This window comes from Methylobacterium sp. E-045 (assembly GCF_022829685.1).
In the GTDB taxonomy this organism is placed as follows: domain Bacteria; phylum Pseudomonadota; class Alphaproteobacteria; order Rhizobiales; family Beijerinckiaceae; genus Methylobacterium.
The window spans coordinates 1-15,865 of record NZ_JAKSYE010000102.1 but is presented as its reverse complement, the minus strand read 5'-3'; the positions used below and the strand labels follow the sequence as shown (position 1 = coordinate 15,865).

Here is a 15,865-nt window from a genome sequence, read left to right as displayed (position 1 = left end):
TGTTGGCTCACGACGAGTGAAAATCCGACCGACGAGACCTGACGCAGGCGATCACGAGCGTCGTATCTCGCGGAGCATAATGTTGTAGGTCTGTCGGTCATAACATCCCGGCATCGCGGCATGATAGAACCGCGTTGAATGATCTCGAAACGGTTCGCCGACGGGGCGAGGAGAGTCGATGGCACGCTTGAGCATCCGCATCGATCTCGGTCCCGACCATCGGGTCGGTCCCGGGAAGGTGCAACTGCTTGAAATGATTGCAGAGCATGGTTCGATCTCGGCGGCAGGCCGGGCGCTCGGCATGTCGTATCGCCGCGCGTGGATGCTGGTCGAAGCCATGAACAAGGGCTTCGGCAAGCCCGTTGTCGATGCGCAGATCGGCGGCAAGTCCGGAGGAGGCGCGCGCCTCTCGCCGTTCGGCGCGGACGTCGTGGCCCATTATCGAGCCATCGAACGGGCTGCTGAAAAATCGGCGTTGCCGTATTTGGCGAAGTTCTCGCCCTCTTCCACGGATACCGATTAAAATATGGCTCGTGGGAGCAGGTGATGGTCGTCGTCTCGCCGTTTGTCGATCGAGCCGCAGATTGGCCCACCCGGTCCGGAGAAAACCGTTGAGCGACTGTCGCGCAACGCCGATCTTGGCCGTGCAAGGTGCGACGACCGATGCCATCCAATCTCTCCTCATGGCCTTTGCCATGCGGTGGAGGGCGTCTGGTGTCCGGATTGTTGGAGCTGTCGAGGAACCAAGTCCGGTCTCGGAATGCGCGGTATTGCGAGATCTGGGCAGTGGCCGGATCTATTCGGTCCATCAGGATCTTGGAGCGGGCTCAAAGGCCTGCCGTCTGGACGGATCGGGGGTCGCGGAAGCCTGCGAGGCGATCCGACGGCAAATCCAGACTGGGTGCGATCTTGTCATTCTCAGTAAGTTCGGGAAGCTGGAGGCCGGACGAAGTGGATTGGTGGCCGCCTTCACGGCTGCGGTCGAGGCCCGTATCCCGATCCTCACGGCAGTTTCGCCGAGCTACTCGTCATCCTGGCACACCTTCGCGGGAGAATTGGCCACCGTCGCGCCTGCGAATGCAGAGGCACTCGATGCCTGGTGGCAGACGCTGCTCAACGATTGCCATCGAGAGCGTTCGGACGCCCGTCCCCTCTGGTCACTCTGCCCCGGTTCCAGCGAAGCCTGAGATAACAAAATTCCTGGTTCAAAGTGCCGTTCGTACCCACCGGCAGCTGAGCAACGTCCTTCTCGCCGTGTGCGAAGCGAACTCCTGGCCCACCCATCAAACTGATTGATCTGATGTCAGTGCACCGCCGGAGCATGTCGGCAGGGGCGACGATGGACGACGAATCCGCCTTACGGCTTCGGAACTGAAATACCCCCTAGGCAACCGGCGTTGATTCCGGCACTTTGGCTATATCTGATCGAACATAACGACAGGTTCGGCAACCGTGACGCAAAGCCATTTCCTCAGCGGGCACGCCCAGCGCCTGCGCCCTGTCCCATCCGTGTCGACCTTCACGCCGGCTGAACTGGCGGAGCCTGTTGAGAAGTCGCGCGATCGGATATGGGAGCTGGCCAACACCCTACATTGCTCCATCGTTGGCACCTGCTTGACGACTGCCGAGGGTCGCGGGCTGCTGGTGAAACTCGGCGTTCCTAACGCACGGACCCTGAGCGAACATCACCTCCATGGGCAGATCGTTCAGCTGGCAGGACGTCGCGACGGGGGCGGCAAGCTGCTCCAGAAGGCCCTGGACCGCCGCCACGAGTTGGAAATTCGCCAGTTCGACAAGGCCCGCACCACGGATGCAGTCCGTGCGCTCTGGAAGGAATATCTGGCGCGGGGCGAGATCCCCGGCGCCTATTGGGCGGCGATCACCCACCCCGCCACCGATTGGGCCTTGGTGCAGGAAATCTTCGGCGAGGTGCATATGCTGTCGCACCTCGTCGGCCAGTCGAACCGGGCCGACATTCGGCGCCTCCGCCAACTCGAGGCGGATCTGGCGGCGCGTGACGAGATTGCTGCGGCTCAGGAGCTTCGCATCCGCGAGGTAATGGAGCAGCGGGACGCCCTCCAAGCACAGAACCGAGCCATCGAGGCGGCGCGTGCACTCACAGCGGCGGCCCTCGGGGCCGTGGAGCCGGACACTGATCGGGACAATCGAAAGTCGCTTGAAACTCGCCTCGCCCGCGAGCAGGCGCACGCGGAAGCCCTCGACGAGAAGCTCGCGATTCTGTTGCAGGCCTCGACGCGGATGAGCCGCGAATTGGAAGCCGAAACCGCGCGTCGGCAGATCGCCGAAGCGGAACTGGCCGCCGTCGAGGCGATGTTGGCCGACGGACGGGACGGCGAGGTGGGCGATGCATCGCTCGCCGCCGATCCCGTCAGCCTTGAGGGCCGCACGCTCCTCTATGTTGGAGGACGACCACGGCAGATCACCAATCTGAGGCGGTTCGCGCGGGATCGCGGTGGGCGCCTCCTCAACCACGATGGCGGGATCGAGGACAGCCTCAGCCTACTGCCCGGCCTCGTCGGCCAGAGCGACCTCGTCCTGTTTCCCGTCGAGTGTGTGAGTCACGAGGCGGTGAACATGGTCAAGCGCTGCTGCGAGACCACGGGGAGGACCTTTCGGCCTGTCCGCACCGCCAGCCTCGCGAGTTTCGTCCACGCCGTCCTGCCCATGAAATCCTCCGTTTCGGTTGGCCAGAATGTTTGAGTCGAGATGGAGCGCGAGACTGGATTGGGTAAGGTCCATTCGGCGCTCCCGGCTGACATGTGGTCTGGGAGGGTTGTTGTGCGCGTCTCTGGCTTTCGCCTTTGGCACCACGCATGTGCGGGCCGACCCCGCGCGCATCTACGCAGCCGGAAGTCTCGTCGCGCCAATCAAGGAATTGATCGCGGCATCAGGGCTACCGCCGACGTCGTTCGATACCCCCGTCTTCGGTCCCGCCGGCTTGCTGGGGCAGCGCCTCGAAGCTGGAGAGAAGGCCGATTTGTTCGCGTCCGCTGATCTCGCTCAGCCTCAAAGACTGGTCGATAAGGGCTCCGGACTCCCGGTCGTACCTTTTGCGCGCAACACCCTGTGCGTTATGGCCAAACCGTCTCTGGCGCTCACGGCCGAGACGCTCCTCGAAAAGCTTCTGGACCCTGCAACCAGGCTGGCGACCTCGACGGCCGGTGCGGATCCCGGAGGCGATTATGCCCTCGCGGTCTTCGACCGGGCCGAAGCGATCCGCCCCGGTGCCGGCAAAATCCTACGGGACAAAGCTCTGACCCTCCTCGGTTCGCCCGGCGCTATGGTTCCCGTGGCTGGCCGCAGCCCGGGCGCCTCGGTCTTCCTGGGCGATCACGCGGACGCGCTCCTGTACTATTGCAGCTCGTCGCCCGCGACGGTGAAGGAGGTACCAGGCCTCGTCTCCGTTCCGCTCCCGTCGACGCTCGAAGTCCATCCGGTCTACGGATTGACGGTGATCGGCACCAACCCGGATGCGATGCGGCTCGCGTTGTTCGCGCTCTCGAAGGACGGACAGACCATCCTGGTGCGACATGGTCTGCTCCCCATCGCCGGCCCATGAAAGGCCGGCGCCATCGCACCGGGGATACGTGAGCGAATGGGAGGAAGCCGAGACGCGCTTCGTATCCACTGTCACGGAGCGACATGCGTCCAAATCTGAACCAGCTTCGCTATGCTTGTAAGGCACCTCTCGTTCTTCGTGACACTGGCCCGCGAGCAGCACTTCGCCCGTGCGGCTGAGGCCTGCAACGTCACGCAATCGACACTCTCGGCGGCGATCCGCAAGTTGGAGGAGGATCTCCAGGTCGCGCTCGTCGTGCGCAATCAGCGGTTCATCGGCCTGACCGTCGAGGGCGATCATCTGCTGGCCTGGGCCCGTCAGATCCTGACCGACTACGATTCCCTGCGGGAAGATCTCTCCGGCCTGCGCACCGGCCTCAAGGGAACCCTGCGCCTCGGAGTCGTGCCGGCGGCCATGGGTGCCATCGGCTTCCTCACCACGCGCTTTCGCCAGGCTCATCCCGAAGCCCTGATCGAGATCCGCTCGCTGTCGTCTCGCGATATCCAGAAGGGCCTCGACTGTTTCGAAATCGAAGCGGGCCTGACCTACCTTGAGAACGAGCCTCTCGAGCGCGTCCGGCGGCTGCCGCTCTACCACGAGCACTACATCCTCGCGATGGGAGCCAACCACGTCCTCGCCGCGCGCAGCCGCGTGTCCTGGGCCGAGGCCGCCGGGCAGCGCCTGTGTCTCCTGAGCGACGACATGCAGAACCGGCGCATTCTCGACAACCTCGCCGCCAGCCTGTCTCTCACCCTCAGGCCCGTCGTTGTGAGCAACTCGTTCCTGGGCGTCTGCGCGCATCTGCGTCAGGAGGATTTCGCCAGCATCGTGCCCCACACCTTCCGGCATCTCTTCGGTGGGACGCCGGATCTCGTCATGATCGATCTCGTCGAGCCCGTGCACCGGCAGGCCGTCGGCCTCGTCCTGTCCGATCGTGATCCGCTGCCGCCCATGGCGGCGGCCCTGTCGCGCGTGATCCTCGATGCAGATCTGGAGAGCGCGGTCTCGGCCGCCGAGGCGCGGGCGGCCTTGTGATCGTCAGCGTCGATCAGGCCATTTAAGACTTTCGTTTGATGGCCACGCCGTCTCCGTGGAAGCTGCCCTTGTTCGAGACACCGACCCGCAGTCAAGACGGTCTTCGGAAGTCCCGAGCGGGGAAACGCCTGAACCGATAAAGATCATCGGCATGGTTCGCAGTGATGCGGCTGGGCGCGATCCCCTTTGTCCTCACAACAAAGGGATGGATCACATGGCCAAGATTGTTCTCGTTCTCTACGACGATCCGGTCGACGGATATCCGACCACTTACGCCCGGGACGACCTGCCGAAGATCGAGCGCTACTCCGACGGCCAGACGCTTCCCACCCCGAAGGCCATCGACTTCCAGCCGGGTACGCTGCTCGGCAGCGTCTCGGGCGAGCTCGGCCTGCGCCCCTACCTCGAAGGCCTCGGCCACGAACTCATCGTGACCTCCTCCAAGGAAGGCGCCGATTCCGTTCTCGACCAGCACCTGCATGACGCCGAGATCGTGATCTCGCAGCCGTTCTGGCCCGCCTACATGACCAAGGAGCGGATCGAGAAGGCGAAGAAGCTCAAGATCATCGTCACCGCCGGCATCGGCTCGGATCACACCGATCTCGACGCCGCCAACGCGCACAATCTCACCGTCGCCGAAGTCACGTTCTGTAACTCGATCAGCGTCGCCGAACATGTGGTGATGATGATCCTCGGCCTCGTGCGCAACTACATCCCGTCCTACCAGTGGGTGGTGAAGGGTGGCTGGAACATCGCCGATTGCGTCACGCGCTCCTACGATGTCGAGGGCATGCATGTGGGCACGGTGGCTGCCGGCCGCATCGGCCTCGCCGTCCTCAAGCGGCTGAAGCCGTTCGACATGCACCTGCACTATACCGACCGTCACCGCCTGCCCGAGGCCGTCGAGAAGGAGCTCGGCCTGACCTGGCACGCCAGCCGCGAGGAGATGTATGGCGTCTGCGACGTGGTGACCCTGAACTGCCCGCTTCACCCCGAGACCGAGGGCATGATCAACGACGAGACGCTCAAGCTGTTCAAGCGCGGCGCCTATCTCGTCAACACCGCGCGCGGCAAGCTCGCCGTGACCGACTCGATCGTGCGTGCACTCGAATCCGGCCAGCTCGCAGGTTACGCGGGCGACGTGTGGTACCCGCAGCCGGCTCCGCAGGACCATCCGTGGCGGACCATGCCGCATCACGGCATGACGCCCCACATCTCCGGCACCTCGCTCTCGGCCCAGACCCGCTACGCCGCCGGCACGCGCGAGATCCTCGAATGCTACTTCGAGGGCCGTCCGATCCGCGACGAGTACCTCATCGTGCAGGGTGGCAAGCTCGCCGGTGTCGGTGCGCGCTCCTACAGTGTCAACAAGTAAACGCGACAGCTTTTTGATGCACGCCGACGGGCAGCGCTGGAATGCTGCTGCCCGTCCGGCTGAAGCCGCGAGGGACATGGGGTGACCAACCCAAACGCCGGGCGAACCTTTCGTGCGCAATTTCTCAGCGCCATGAGCAAACTCAGAAATCAGGCCCGTCACACGGGTCCTGCCGTCCTGGCCGGCATCGGCGGCTTCGTCGTCGTCTATGCCCTGGCCACGATTGGGGGACATCGTGGGGGTTTCCCTTCTGATCGCGCCGTTCGGAGCCAGTTGTGTTCTGGTGTTCGGCCTGCCGCGCAGTCCGCTCGCGCAACCCCGAAACGTCGTCGGCGGCCATGTGATCTCTTCGGCCGTCGGCCTGATATGTCTATCAGTTCTGGGAGCCAGCCCGGTCTCGTTCGGGCTGGGGGTGGGGGTTGCGATCGCCGTCATGCTGCTCACCCGCACGACGCATCCACCGGCGGGCGCCGATCCCATCGTCGTCATCCTGGTTGGCGCTTCATGGCAGTTTCTATTCCTGCCCGCTTTCTCAGGAGCGCTCATCATCGTTATCGTTGGGATCGTCTTTCATAGATGCGTTACAGGAGAAAAGTACCCTACGACTCTGGCCAAATAATCATGCTCGCGTGCCGTCGTTCATGAGCATGAACGCGCTATGGAACGGTCGCGTCAACAGTAGCGGCAGATCGCGGCGGACGAGCCGCCGTCGTCACGCGTCCTTCGGGGAAGGAACCGGGATTGGCTCACATGACGCGCGCAGACTTCACGGAAGAGCGCTTCGAGATCGGACGTGAAAACGCGCCGAAATGGAAGTACATCAGGGCCTGGATCACCGATGTCTCACCGATCCTCATCACCGCCGTCATTGATCTTCAGGCGGCCATCGAACGCTAAAGCGCCGATCGCAACGGCCACTCAAATCCTCCACGCCGTCAGTAGGCTCCCGTGAACCATCCGATTGCGTCCGTGCAATAGGGCAACAGTCGAACCGCTCATGAGAGATTTGTTAGACACGCAGCGGGCGGCTTACTTGGTAACGGGGGCGCCAACCCTTGAGACACGATTGAACCAACTCGAGGCGTTGAAGGTGGCTGTTCTGGCTCATCGCCAGCGGCTCATTGAGGCGGTCTCGGCGGATTTCGGGCATCGCTCGGCACAGGAGACGAGCTACCTCGACCTGCTGCCGGTGGTGGCGACCATCGACTACCTAAAGAGCAACCTCGCACGGTGGATGCGTCCTGAGCGACGGCGCGTCGCCCTGCATTTCCAGCCCGGACGGGCGGAGGTGGTTTATCAGCCTCTCGGCGTCATCGGCATCATCTCACCTTGGAACTACCCGATCGTTCTTGCTCTGACACCCTTGGCCACCGCCCTGGCCGCCGGCAACCGGGTGATGCTGAAGCCGTCGGAATCCGTGCCAAGGACCTCGGCCCTCCTGGAAGAGATGATGGCCAGCGTCTTTCCCACCGATACGGTTGCCTTGGTCACGGGCGACGTCGGCGTCGCGGCCGAGTTCTCGCGCCTGCCATTCGACCATCTCGTCTTCACCGGCAGCACGGCGGTGGGCCGCACGGTGATGCGGGTGGCAGCGGACAACCTTGTACCCGTGACCCTCGAACTGGGAGGAAAGTCACCAGCGATCGTCGCCCGTGGAAGCTCTTTGAAGCGGGCGGCCCACGGCATCGCTTTCGGCAAGCTGACCAATTCTGGTCAAACCTGTATCGCGCCCGATTATGCCCTCGTTGCTAGGGAGGAGGTGGAGGCTTTCGTCGGCGCTTTCCGCACGGAGGTCGATCGGTTCTATCCAAGGATCGCGACGAATCCCGATTATGCGACGATCATCGACGGGCACCACGTCGCGCGGCTGCAGCGGCTTCTTCACGACGCCTCCGCCAAAGGTGCCATCGTTCATGAGATCGGCGGCTCTCAGCAGAACGGGCCTGTCCTGCATTCGCGCACCTTCCTACCTCGTATCGTGACGGGTGTTACCGATGCAATGATGGTGATGCGCGAAGAAATTTTCGGTCCTATTCTTCCTATTGTCCCATACGACACATTAGACGACGCCATCGCCTATGTGAATGGGCACGCCCGACCTTTGGCTCCATACTTCTTTGGTCCGGACGGACCGGACCGAGCCGATGTGCTCGCACGAACTACCTCCGGCAACGTGACCATCAACGACACTTTACTTCACTACGCTCAGGATGATCTGCCATTCGGAGGCGTAGGTGCCAGTGGCATGGGATTCTACCACGGTCATGAGGGCTTCAAGGCATTGAGTCATGCAAAGGGCATCTTTATTCAGCCGCGGCTAAACATGTCGGATGTCATCCGGCCACCGTTCGGAGCACTGTTCGACCAAATAACTAGGTTCATTCTGCGTTAAGATTGACTCAGTGACGGCCGTGCGTCCTAGTCTATGCTATGATATACGTCAGGCCTATCGTCTTATAATGCTGATGGCTTCCACCGAGATGAACAAATCTGCGAGACGTACCGTAGAAACTCCTTGATCCGCGCCGGGGCGGTTCTCAGGTCGTGATGATAAATATGTACGGGGAAGGTTTCTTCCGACCATCCGGTGAGCAGTCGAACGAGTCGGCCCTCTGCTATGTACGTCTGGGCATAAATTTCCAAAGGCTGACCAATTCCTTGTCCGCCTAAGCAAGCGCCCAAAAGTGAGCCGGCATCGTTCACGGTCAGACGTCCTGAAACCGCTACGGAAACGATCTCGCCGTTCCCGACGAACTCCCAATCGAATGCTCTGCCGGTACTTGGATTACGCATCAGGATGCATTCATGGCCGTGTTCGAGATCACGTGGCCGACCGGGAGCGCCATGTGATTTGAGATATTCCGGCGCGGCACAGGTCACCACCGGAACATCCATCAGGCGTTCGCATACGAGCGTGGTCGGCTGAGGATCACCAAAGTGGATCGCGACATCGAACCCGTCCGCGACGAGATCTCCGAGCCGTTCCTGAACAACGATCTCGACACTCAGGTCCGGATGCAGCGTGAGGAACGGCTGAACCGCAGGGGTCAGAACGTATTGAGCAAAAATTCGGTCGGCATTGACCCGCAACAGACCGTTGACGGCGTTCGTCGTCTGTCGTGCATCCGCCGCCGCCGCTTCGATGCCGGCCAGCAGCGGGACGACGGTCTCGTAGAAGCGTCGGCCCTCGTCGGTCAGCGTGACCGACCGGGATGTCCGGTGGAACAGGCGTATCCCGATCCGTTGCTCCAGCCGGGAAACCGCCCGGCTGACGGCAGGTTGCGTGAGCCCCATGGCCTGCGCCGCTCGAAGAAAATTTCCGGCCCGCACGACAGCGGAGAGGACGCCGATCCCACTGAGGAGACGGCCATCGAAAGGCACCGTATTCATACTTTCTGTCATGGAAGGCCTAAAGCGAATTCATTTTAAGTAGGTGCGAGCCGCGGTATATGGCTGATGAACTCTCACTTCCACGGTTGTCGCCTTTTCTCGGTCGGCTCATCGTGGTCAGGGCTATGCTCGTTCGAGCATAGCGCAAGGAAGGGATGCCGCATGAAACGCAAGATTCAGCGATGGGGGGTAACGACGGCGTTGTCGGTTGCCGCGTCATTGGTCGTCGGCTCCGTTTGGGCTGCGGGCATGCCCGAGGTGACGCTGCCCGACACGGCACCGTTTCCGGAAAGCGTCGCCGCCACGTCGTATGGCGTTCTGTTCGTCAGCAGCATCACCGACGGCGGTGTCCTGCGTATCGCGCCGGACGGATCGGCGCCGACGCCATTCTTCAAGCCGGGGGAGCATGACACCCGCTCCACGTTCGGCGTCCTCGCCGACGACAAGAGCGGCACTCTGTGGGTGGCCTCGAACGACGCATCGGCGATCGGCATCAAAGGTCCGAGTGCCGTCGAAGGCGCCTGGATTAAGGCGTTCGACCTGAAATCCGGTGGGCTCAAGGCGGCTTTCAGGCTGCCGGTCGAGAGCGCCGTCGCCAACGATTTCGCCTTTGGTCCCGACGGAACCCTGTATGTCACAAACACGGCGGGTCCGGAGATCTTCATGCTCAAACCTGGCGCGGACGCACTGGAGATCTTCGTCAAGGACGACGCCCTGAAAGGCGGCCTCGACGGTATCGCGCTTGGCGAAGACGGGAACCTCTACGTCAACACCTACGTCTCGGGAGAACTGTTTCGAATCGGCATCGCGGGTGACGTTGCCGGCAAGGTCACCAAGCTCAAGACCTCCCGGCCGCTGACCCACCCGGACGGAATGAAACCCTACAAGAACGGATTCATCATGGTGGAGGGCAAGGGTACCCTCGACCGTGTCACCGTCAGCGGCGACGAAGCCAAGATCGAGACCGTGAAGGAATTTGCCGGGCCCACCGGCGTCGTGCTGGCGGGCGACGTAATCTGGGTTACCGAGGGACAACTCGGGTATCTCAGCGACCCCGATAAGAAGGGCAGGAAGCCCGAGGCTTTCCGGCTGCGCGCGATGCCGCTCCCGAAGGAGTGAGTACGATTCCCGCCCGGGCGGGGTCTGATCCCCAGACCGCCCGTTCTTTCCTCTATCGACGAAGCCAGGAGCTTCGAAGAGGTCGGTCATGAAACTTCGATCGAAACTCCACCGCGCTGCCTACACCGCACTGCTCGCTTCGGGGGCATTGGCGACGGGGGCCGGTCTCCGCGCTGCGGCACAGGAGCCTGCCAGAGACTCCGTGACACTCCCACCAGGTTTCTCCGCCACCGTCTTCGCCGACGGCCTCGGCCACGCACGGCATATCGCGGTGGCACCGAATGGCGTCGTCTACGCCAACACCTGGAGTGGCCCGTACTACAAGAACAAGCCGGACGACGGTGGTTTCCTCTACGCGCTCAAGGACAATGACGGTGACGGCAAGGCCGACGTCGTCGAGCGCTTCGGCGGCACCACCAAGACCGGTTCGGCCGGCGGTACCGGCCTGGAGATTCATGACGGAAAGCTCTACGCCGAGATGGACGACAAGATCGTGCGTTTCACGCTACCGACCGATCGCATCGCCCCCATGGGCGATCCGGAAGTGATCGTCTCCGGCATTCCATCGACCGGCGACCACCCCATGCATCCCTTCACCATCGGGAAGGACGGCGGGCTTTACATCGGCGTCGGCTCGGCCACCAACAGCTGTCAGCCCAAGAACCGCATGACCGGGATCAAAGGGGCCGACCCTTGCGTCGAACTGGAGACGCGCGCCGGCGTCTGGCGCTACGACGCCAACAAGGCGGGCCAGACCTTCTCGCCGAAGGAGCGCTACGCGACGGGACTGAGAAACGGCGAAGGCCTCTCGTTCGATGCTGACGGACGACTGTTCGCCACCCAGCACGGACGCGACCAGCTCGCCGAGAGCTGGGGCAAGCTCTACACGGCCAAGCAAGCCGCAGAGCTGCCATCCGAGGAGGTTGTCGAGGTCAAGAAGGGGTCCGATTTCGGCTGGCCCTACTGTTACTATGACCCGACGCAGAAGAAGCTCGTGCTGGCACCGGAATATGGCGGTGACGGCGGCAAGGAGATCGGGGTCTGTGCCGGGAAGCAGGGTCCCGTAGCGGCATTTCCGGCGCATTGGGCGCCGAACGATATGGAGATCTATCTCTCTGACCTGTTCCCGAAAGCCTATCAGGGCGGCGCCTTCATCGCGTTCCACGGCTCCTGGAACCGCGCACCTGCGCCGCAGGACGGCTTCAACCTGGTTTTCCAGCCGCTGAAAGATGGCAAGGCAGACGGAGACTACGTGGTCTTCGCCGACGGCTTCGCAGGCAGGATCAAGGAGCCTGGTCGCGCCGCTCATCGTCCCTCGGGCCTGACGGTCGGTCCTGAGGGGGCACTTTACATCGCGGACGATCAGGCCGGCCGCATCTGGAAGGTCACCTACGCGGGCGACCGGTCGGCGAAGATCGAGGCCGCGCCGCGCGTGACCGTGGCCGTCGGCTCGGCAGCAATGACGCCGCCGCCGGAGGGCATGGACCCGAATGCAGGCGTGACGCTGCCCACACCTCCGGGGGGGAACCCCGAACAGGTGGTGCTCGGCGGACGCATCTTTCGCGGCGAAGAGGCCGGCGGTACTTGCGCGGGTTGTCATGGCGGTGACGCCGGCGGCGGCCCGATCGGTCCATCGCTGACGGCAGGAGAATGGGACTGGAGCGACGGCAGCCTCGCCGGTCTCAAGAAGACCATTCTCGACGGCGTGCCCGAACCGAAGAAACATCCGGGAGCAATGCCCCCCATGGGCGGCGTTGAGCTCACGGGCGCACAGGTTGATGCGCTCGCCGCCTATGTCTGGGCCATCGGCCACCAGAAGAACTGAACAAGACCAAAGGTGCAGACAGCACCGAGACGCTGGCCTTCTCGTTGACGTGATGGAGAGGGCGTGTGGATGCTTGCGTCCTCTCAAGCACTCTTGGGCAACGGGGAAGCGACCGCTTTCGTTGATGCCCTACGAGGCCGTTCGGTATCGATCATTACTGAGGCGGTGCCTCCGCATCGCCATGCAAGGGACATCCAATGAGCTTTCAAGGCCAAGCTATCGCCGATATCTGGGACCAAACCTTCAACAAGGGCGATACCGCCGCGCTGGGGGAACTCTATAGCCGCGACGGCAAGGTGATCCCGGCCGGTGGCACGTCCGTCCAGGGTCCGGAGGGCATTGCCGCCTTCTTCGCCGACCTGCAGAGCAAGGGGTTCAAGGACCATAAGATCACGGTCGAGGATGCCACTCTGAAGGGTGAGACCCTCCTCCTGACGGGACGCTGGCAATTGAACGGTCCGGGTGAAAGCGGAGACACGCAGAGCTACGGTGGCAACTGGGTCAATGTCTTGGAGCGCCAGGGCGATGATTGGCGCACCTTGCTTCACACTTGGAACTGAGCGGTCCCGAAATCCGGTTTGCCGGGCCGCCTTGCGCGGTCCGCCTCCGTTCGCCCGAGCGGTTGAGGGCGGTCGGCGGCGTCGAACAACCAAAGCGACCATTTTCTACACCCTCTCTAGACGACTGGTCTAATTGTGTTTATGTTATCGTCATGAGCGTTGCCCGCGATACCATCGACGTCCGGCAGAACATCCTCGCCGCCGCCCAGCAGATCATGGCGGCGAAGGGATTCTCGGCGGTCGGTCTCAACGAGATCCTGGTCTCCGCCGGGGTGCCGAAAGGGTCGTTCTATCACTACTTCGGCTCGAAGGAGGCTTTCGGCGAAGCGCTGCTGGCGGGCTACTTCGAAGACTATCTCACGGCTCTCGACTCGACCCTTGCAGAGCCCGGCCTCAGTCATGCCGTGCGCCTGATGAATTACTGGCAGCGATGGCAGGACAGCCAGGGTAGCCTCGACTGCCAAGGCAAGTGCCTCGCGATCAAGCTCGCGGCAGAGGTCTCCGATCTGTCGGAGGCTATGCGCCTCGCGCTCAAGAGTGGGACGACTGGTATCATCGAACGGTTGGCACGTGCCATCGAGGCTGGCGTGGCCGAGGGGTCCGTCGTGATTGAAGACAAACCGTACGCGACAGCCGAGATGCTTTATTACCTATGGATGGGCGCGAGCCTGATGGCGAAGATCCGTCGCACGCCCGCACCATTTGAGACCGCGTCGGCGACCACGCGGCGCATTCTGAGCCTTCCCGCACACTAAATTGGTTTCTGACGGCAAGGCCCAAACTACGCCGTGGCTGATTTATAGACGACTGGTCTACTAAATGCGGTCGAGCCAGTCGCCGTCACCCATGACCGCGCAATGGAAAAAACCCGACATGAAGATCCTGATTGTTCTCACCTCGCACGACGAGCTCGGCAGCACCGGCCGCAAGACCGGATTCTGGCTGGAGGAGCTGGCCGCGCCCTACTACGTGTTCCGGGATGCCGGTGCCGACATCGTGCTGGCCTCACCCAAGGGGGGCGAGCCGCCCCTCGACCCGAAGAGCAACGAGCCCGGATTCCAGACCGACGCGACACGGCGGTTCGAAGCTGACGCGGATGCGAAGGCTGCCCTCTCCAGCACGGTGCGTCTCGACGGCGTCTCGCAGGGCGGGTTCGATGCCGTGTTCTATCCTGGTGGTCATGGCCCCTTGTGGGACCTTGCTGAGGATCCGGCCTCCCGGCGGCTCATCGAGACGACGGTCAGGGCCGGCAAACCCATCGCGCTCGTCTGTCATGCCCCAGGCGTCCTAAGGCACGTCACGACCGAAGACGGCAAACCCCTCGTGCGCGGCAGAAAGGTGACGGGCTTCACGAATTCGGAGGAAGACGCCGTGCAGCTCACGACCATCGTGCCGTTCCTCGTCGAGGACGAGCTGACGCGTCTCGGCGGTCACTTCAGCAAGATCGCCGATTGGCACCCGTATGTGGTGGAAGATGGTCTCCTGATCACCGGGCAGAACCCGGCATCCTCGGGCCCGGCGGCTGAGGCCCTTCTCGACAGTCTGAAGAAACGCGCCTAATTCGCGTCGCGTCGCGTCCTCAGTCCACCGTCGATCCGGAGGTGGAGCCGCTCTCCCACCTCCGGATCTTTCTCGAAGTCGATTCGGATCCCCGGTAAAGGCGCAAGCGCCTCTCAACGGCAGGCGAGGGGTGGGGCTTGATGACGGGACGGCGAAAGCGCCGTCGCTGCGTCTCATCGCCGGAATCGTCCCAATCGCGGCAGCAGCGCTGACAGCGCAACCATCCCACCGGCGGCCGCCATCAGGAACGCGTCACGCTGGCGGCTGGTGAAGAATTCGGTTCGCGTCGGCAACACGCGATCGGTCCATCGACCGTCAATGGCGGCGGGGCCTGCAACCGGCTCATCGAGGTTGCCCGACCTTTCGGGGATGGGGCCGCCAAGCTGCACATCCCGCATGTCGCTCGCTTTGCGATCGGCATAGCTTGGCGCCACGGCTTGACCCAGGGCCATCATCAGCGTGCTGCGCCCGACCCAGACTTCGCGGGACGGATGTTCGATCGCATGAACGATGGCATCGGCACAAAGCCGAGGATCGAAGACCGGATCAGGCGCCATCTGTTGTTGTCCGGTATGATTGCGGGACCATCCGAATTGCGGCGTGTTCACCGCCGGGAGGTAGATGACTGACAGGGCCACATCAATACGGTCCGCGATCAGTTCGGAGCGTAGGGCATCGGTGAAGCCAGTCACCGCAAACTTGGCGCCGCAATAGGCGGCCTGGAGTGGCGCTGCCCGGATGGCGAGGCCCGACGAGACCTGGATGATTGTGCCGCGACCGCGTGGTTTCATGTGGCGCAACGCGGCGAGGGTGCCGTGGACTTGGCTGAGATAGGTCGTGGCGGTGACGCGGGCGTATTCCGCGGCGCTGATCCGATCCGCGGGTGCCACTACGGTCGACATGGCATTATTCACCCAGGCCGTGATCGGTCCGAGATCGCGCTCGACCCGGTCGGCCGCAGCATCGACAGCCGTGGCATCCGCCACGTCGACCGAGATCGACAGTACGGAACCGCCATACCGGCGCAGAAACGTTACAGCCTCTTCAAGGCGTTCGGGATCGCGAGCCACGATGGCGACGGACCACCCCTTCCGGGCCAGCGCCTCGGCGGTGGCCAGACCGATGCCGGCGCTTCCTCCCGTCACGACTGCAACTCGTGTCATCGATGATTTCCAATTCTGATTTCATTGGAAGAACGCGTCAGTCTTCGCCGACCGGATGTGCCGTAAGGTAGCAGGGCCGAACCGGGCACTGCATGTGATGCCCTCAGCGACCGAAGCCTAGGGCGTCTCTGCAAAGTCATGTGAGCCAGAGCATGGTCATGCCGAGGGTGACCATGGCGAGGTAGTTTGTGGCCCGCTTCTCGTAGCGGGTGGCGATGCGGCGATATTGCTTGAGGCGTCCGATCAGCCGCTCGACCC

General features: G+C 62.9%; 16 protein-coding genes and 1 pseudogene. 14 read left to right on the top strand and 3 right to left on the bottom strand.

The window, feature by feature from the left end; genetic code table 11:
• The first annotated feature begins 178 nt into the window (after positions 1 to 178).
• The 9 genes from MKK51_RS20245 (at position 179) to MKK51_RS20205 (ending at position 8,382) form a co-directional block, all read left to right on the top strand.
• Entirely contained in the window at positions 179 to 523 is a 345-nt protein-coding gene (locus MKK51_RS20245) for a winged helix-turn-helix domain-containing protein (protein ID WP_243980222.1), read from the top strand.
• Between the two features lie 88 nt (positions 524 to 611).
• Positions 612 to 1,187, top strand: coding sequence for a DUF2478 domain-containing protein (locus tag MKK51_RS20240; protein ID WP_243980220.1), 576 nt, complete (start codon positions 612 to 614; stop codon positions 1,185 to 1,187).
• A gap of 427 nt (positions 1,188 to 1,614) precedes the next feature.
• Positions 1,615 to 2,721 (top strand): DUF2325 domain-containing protein, encoded by a 1,107-nt coding sequence (locus tag MKK51_RS20235; protein WP_243980218.1) that lies wholly within the window; start codon positions 1,615 to 1,617, stop codon positions 2,719 to 2,721.
• Complete coding sequence (locus tag MKK51_RS20230) at positions 2,714 to 3,580, top strand: substrate-binding domain-containing protein (protein WP_243980216.1); 867 nt, start codon at positions 2,714 to 2,716, stop codon at positions 3,578 to 3,580. Before MKK51_RS20235 ends, MKK51_RS20230 begins: the two co-directional genes overlap by 8 nt.
• Positions 3,581 to 3,691: 111 nt before the next feature.
• Positions 3,692 to 4,615, top strand: a complete 924-nt coding sequence (locus MKK51_RS20225) for a LysR family transcriptional regulator (protein ID WP_243980214.1) — start codon at positions 3,692 to 3,694, stop codon at positions 4,613 to 4,615.
• A gap of 214 nt (positions 4,616 to 4,829) precedes the next feature.
• A complete protein-coding gene (locus tag MKK51_RS20220; protein WP_243980212.1) occupies positions 4,830 to 5,990 on the top strand; it encodes an NAD-dependent formate dehydrogenase in 1,161 nt (386 codons plus the stop codon).
• A gap of 235 nt (positions 5,991 to 6,225) precedes the next feature.
• Complete coding sequence (locus MKK51_RS20215) at positions 6,226 to 6,609, top strand: HPP family protein (protein ID WP_243980210.1); 384 nt, start codon at positions 6,226 to 6,228, stop codon at positions 6,607 to 6,609.
• A gap of 131 nt (positions 6,610 to 6,740) precedes the next feature.
• A complete protein-coding gene (locus tag MKK51_RS20210; RefSeq protein WP_243980201.1) occupies positions 6,741 to 6,887 on the top strand; it encodes a hypothetical protein in 147 nt (48 codons plus the stop codon).
• A 100-nt stretch (positions 6,888 to 6,987) separates the two neighbouring features.
• Positions 6,988 to 8,382 (top strand): coniferyl aldehyde dehydrogenase, encoded by a 1,395-nt coding sequence (locus tag MKK51_RS20205; protein WP_279601245.1) that lies wholly within the window; start codon positions 6,988 to 6,990, stop codon positions 8,380 to 8,382.
• 62 nt (positions 8,383 to 8,444) lie between these two features.
• On the opposite strand, the gene MKK51_RS20200 is transcribed toward MKK51_RS20205, so the two are convergent.
• Complete coding sequence (locus MKK51_RS20200) at positions 8,445 to 9,380, bottom strand: LysR family transcriptional regulator (protein WP_243980198.1); 936 nt, start codon at positions 9,378 to 9,380, stop codon at positions 8,445 to 8,447.
• A 66-nt stretch (positions 9,381 to 9,446) separates the two neighbouring features.
• On the opposite strand from MKK51_RS20200, the gene MKK51_RS20195 reads away from it, so the two are divergent.
• The 5 genes from MKK51_RS20195 to MKK51_RS20175 all read left to right on the top strand — a co-directional run bounded on the left by MKK51_RS20195 (position 9,447) and on the right by MKK51_RS20175 (position 14,444).
• Positions 9,447 to 10,499: a hypothetical protein gene (locus MKK51_RS20195; RefSeq protein WP_243980197.1), complete on the top strand. Its 1,053-nt coding sequence runs from the start codon at positions 9,447 to 9,449 to the stop codon at positions 10,497 to 10,499.
• An 88-nt stretch (positions 10,500 to 10,587) separates the two neighbouring features.
• Positions 10,588 to 12,324 carry a PQQ-dependent sugar dehydrogenase gene (locus MKK51_RS20190; RefSeq protein WP_243980195.1) on the top strand — a complete coding sequence of 579 codons (1,737 nt, stop codon included), beginning with the start codon at positions 10,588 to 10,590 and terminating at the stop codon, positions 12,322 to 12,324.
• Positions 12,325 to 12,521: 197 nt separating this feature from the next.
• Entirely contained in the window at positions 12,522 to 12,884 is a 363-nt protein-coding gene (locus MKK51_RS20185; RefSeq protein WP_243980193.1) for a YybH family protein, read from the top strand.
• A 152-nt stretch (positions 12,885 to 13,036) separates the two neighbouring features.
• On the top strand, positions 13,037 to 13,639 hold the full coding sequence (locus MKK51_RS20180) for a TetR/AcrR family transcriptional regulator (protein WP_243980191.1): 603 nt from the start codon (positions 13,037 to 13,039) through the stop codon (positions 13,637 to 13,639).
• 118 nt (positions 13,640 to 13,757) lie between these two features.
• Positions 13,758 to 14,444 carry a type 1 glutamine amidotransferase domain-containing protein gene (locus MKK51_RS20175; protein WP_243980189.1) on the top strand — a complete coding sequence of 229 codons (687 nt, stop codon included), beginning with the start codon at positions 13,758 to 13,760 and terminating at the stop codon, positions 14,442 to 14,444.
• Between the two features lie 173 nt (positions 14,445 to 14,617).
• On the opposite strand, the gene MKK51_RS20170 is transcribed toward MKK51_RS20175, so the two are convergent.
• Together MKK51_RS20170 and MKK51_RS20165 are read right to left on the bottom strand one after the other, a co-directional pair.
• On the bottom strand, positions 14,618 to 15,607 hold the full coding sequence (locus MKK51_RS20170) for an SDR family oxidoreductase (protein ID WP_243980187.1): 990 nt from the start codon (positions 15,605 to 15,607) through the stop codon (positions 14,618 to 14,620).
• 136 nt (positions 15,608 to 15,743) lie between these two features.
• Positions 15,744 to 15,865 (bottom strand): annotated as a pseudogene (locus MKK51_RS20165) (IS5/IS1182 family transposase); the annotation flags it as partial.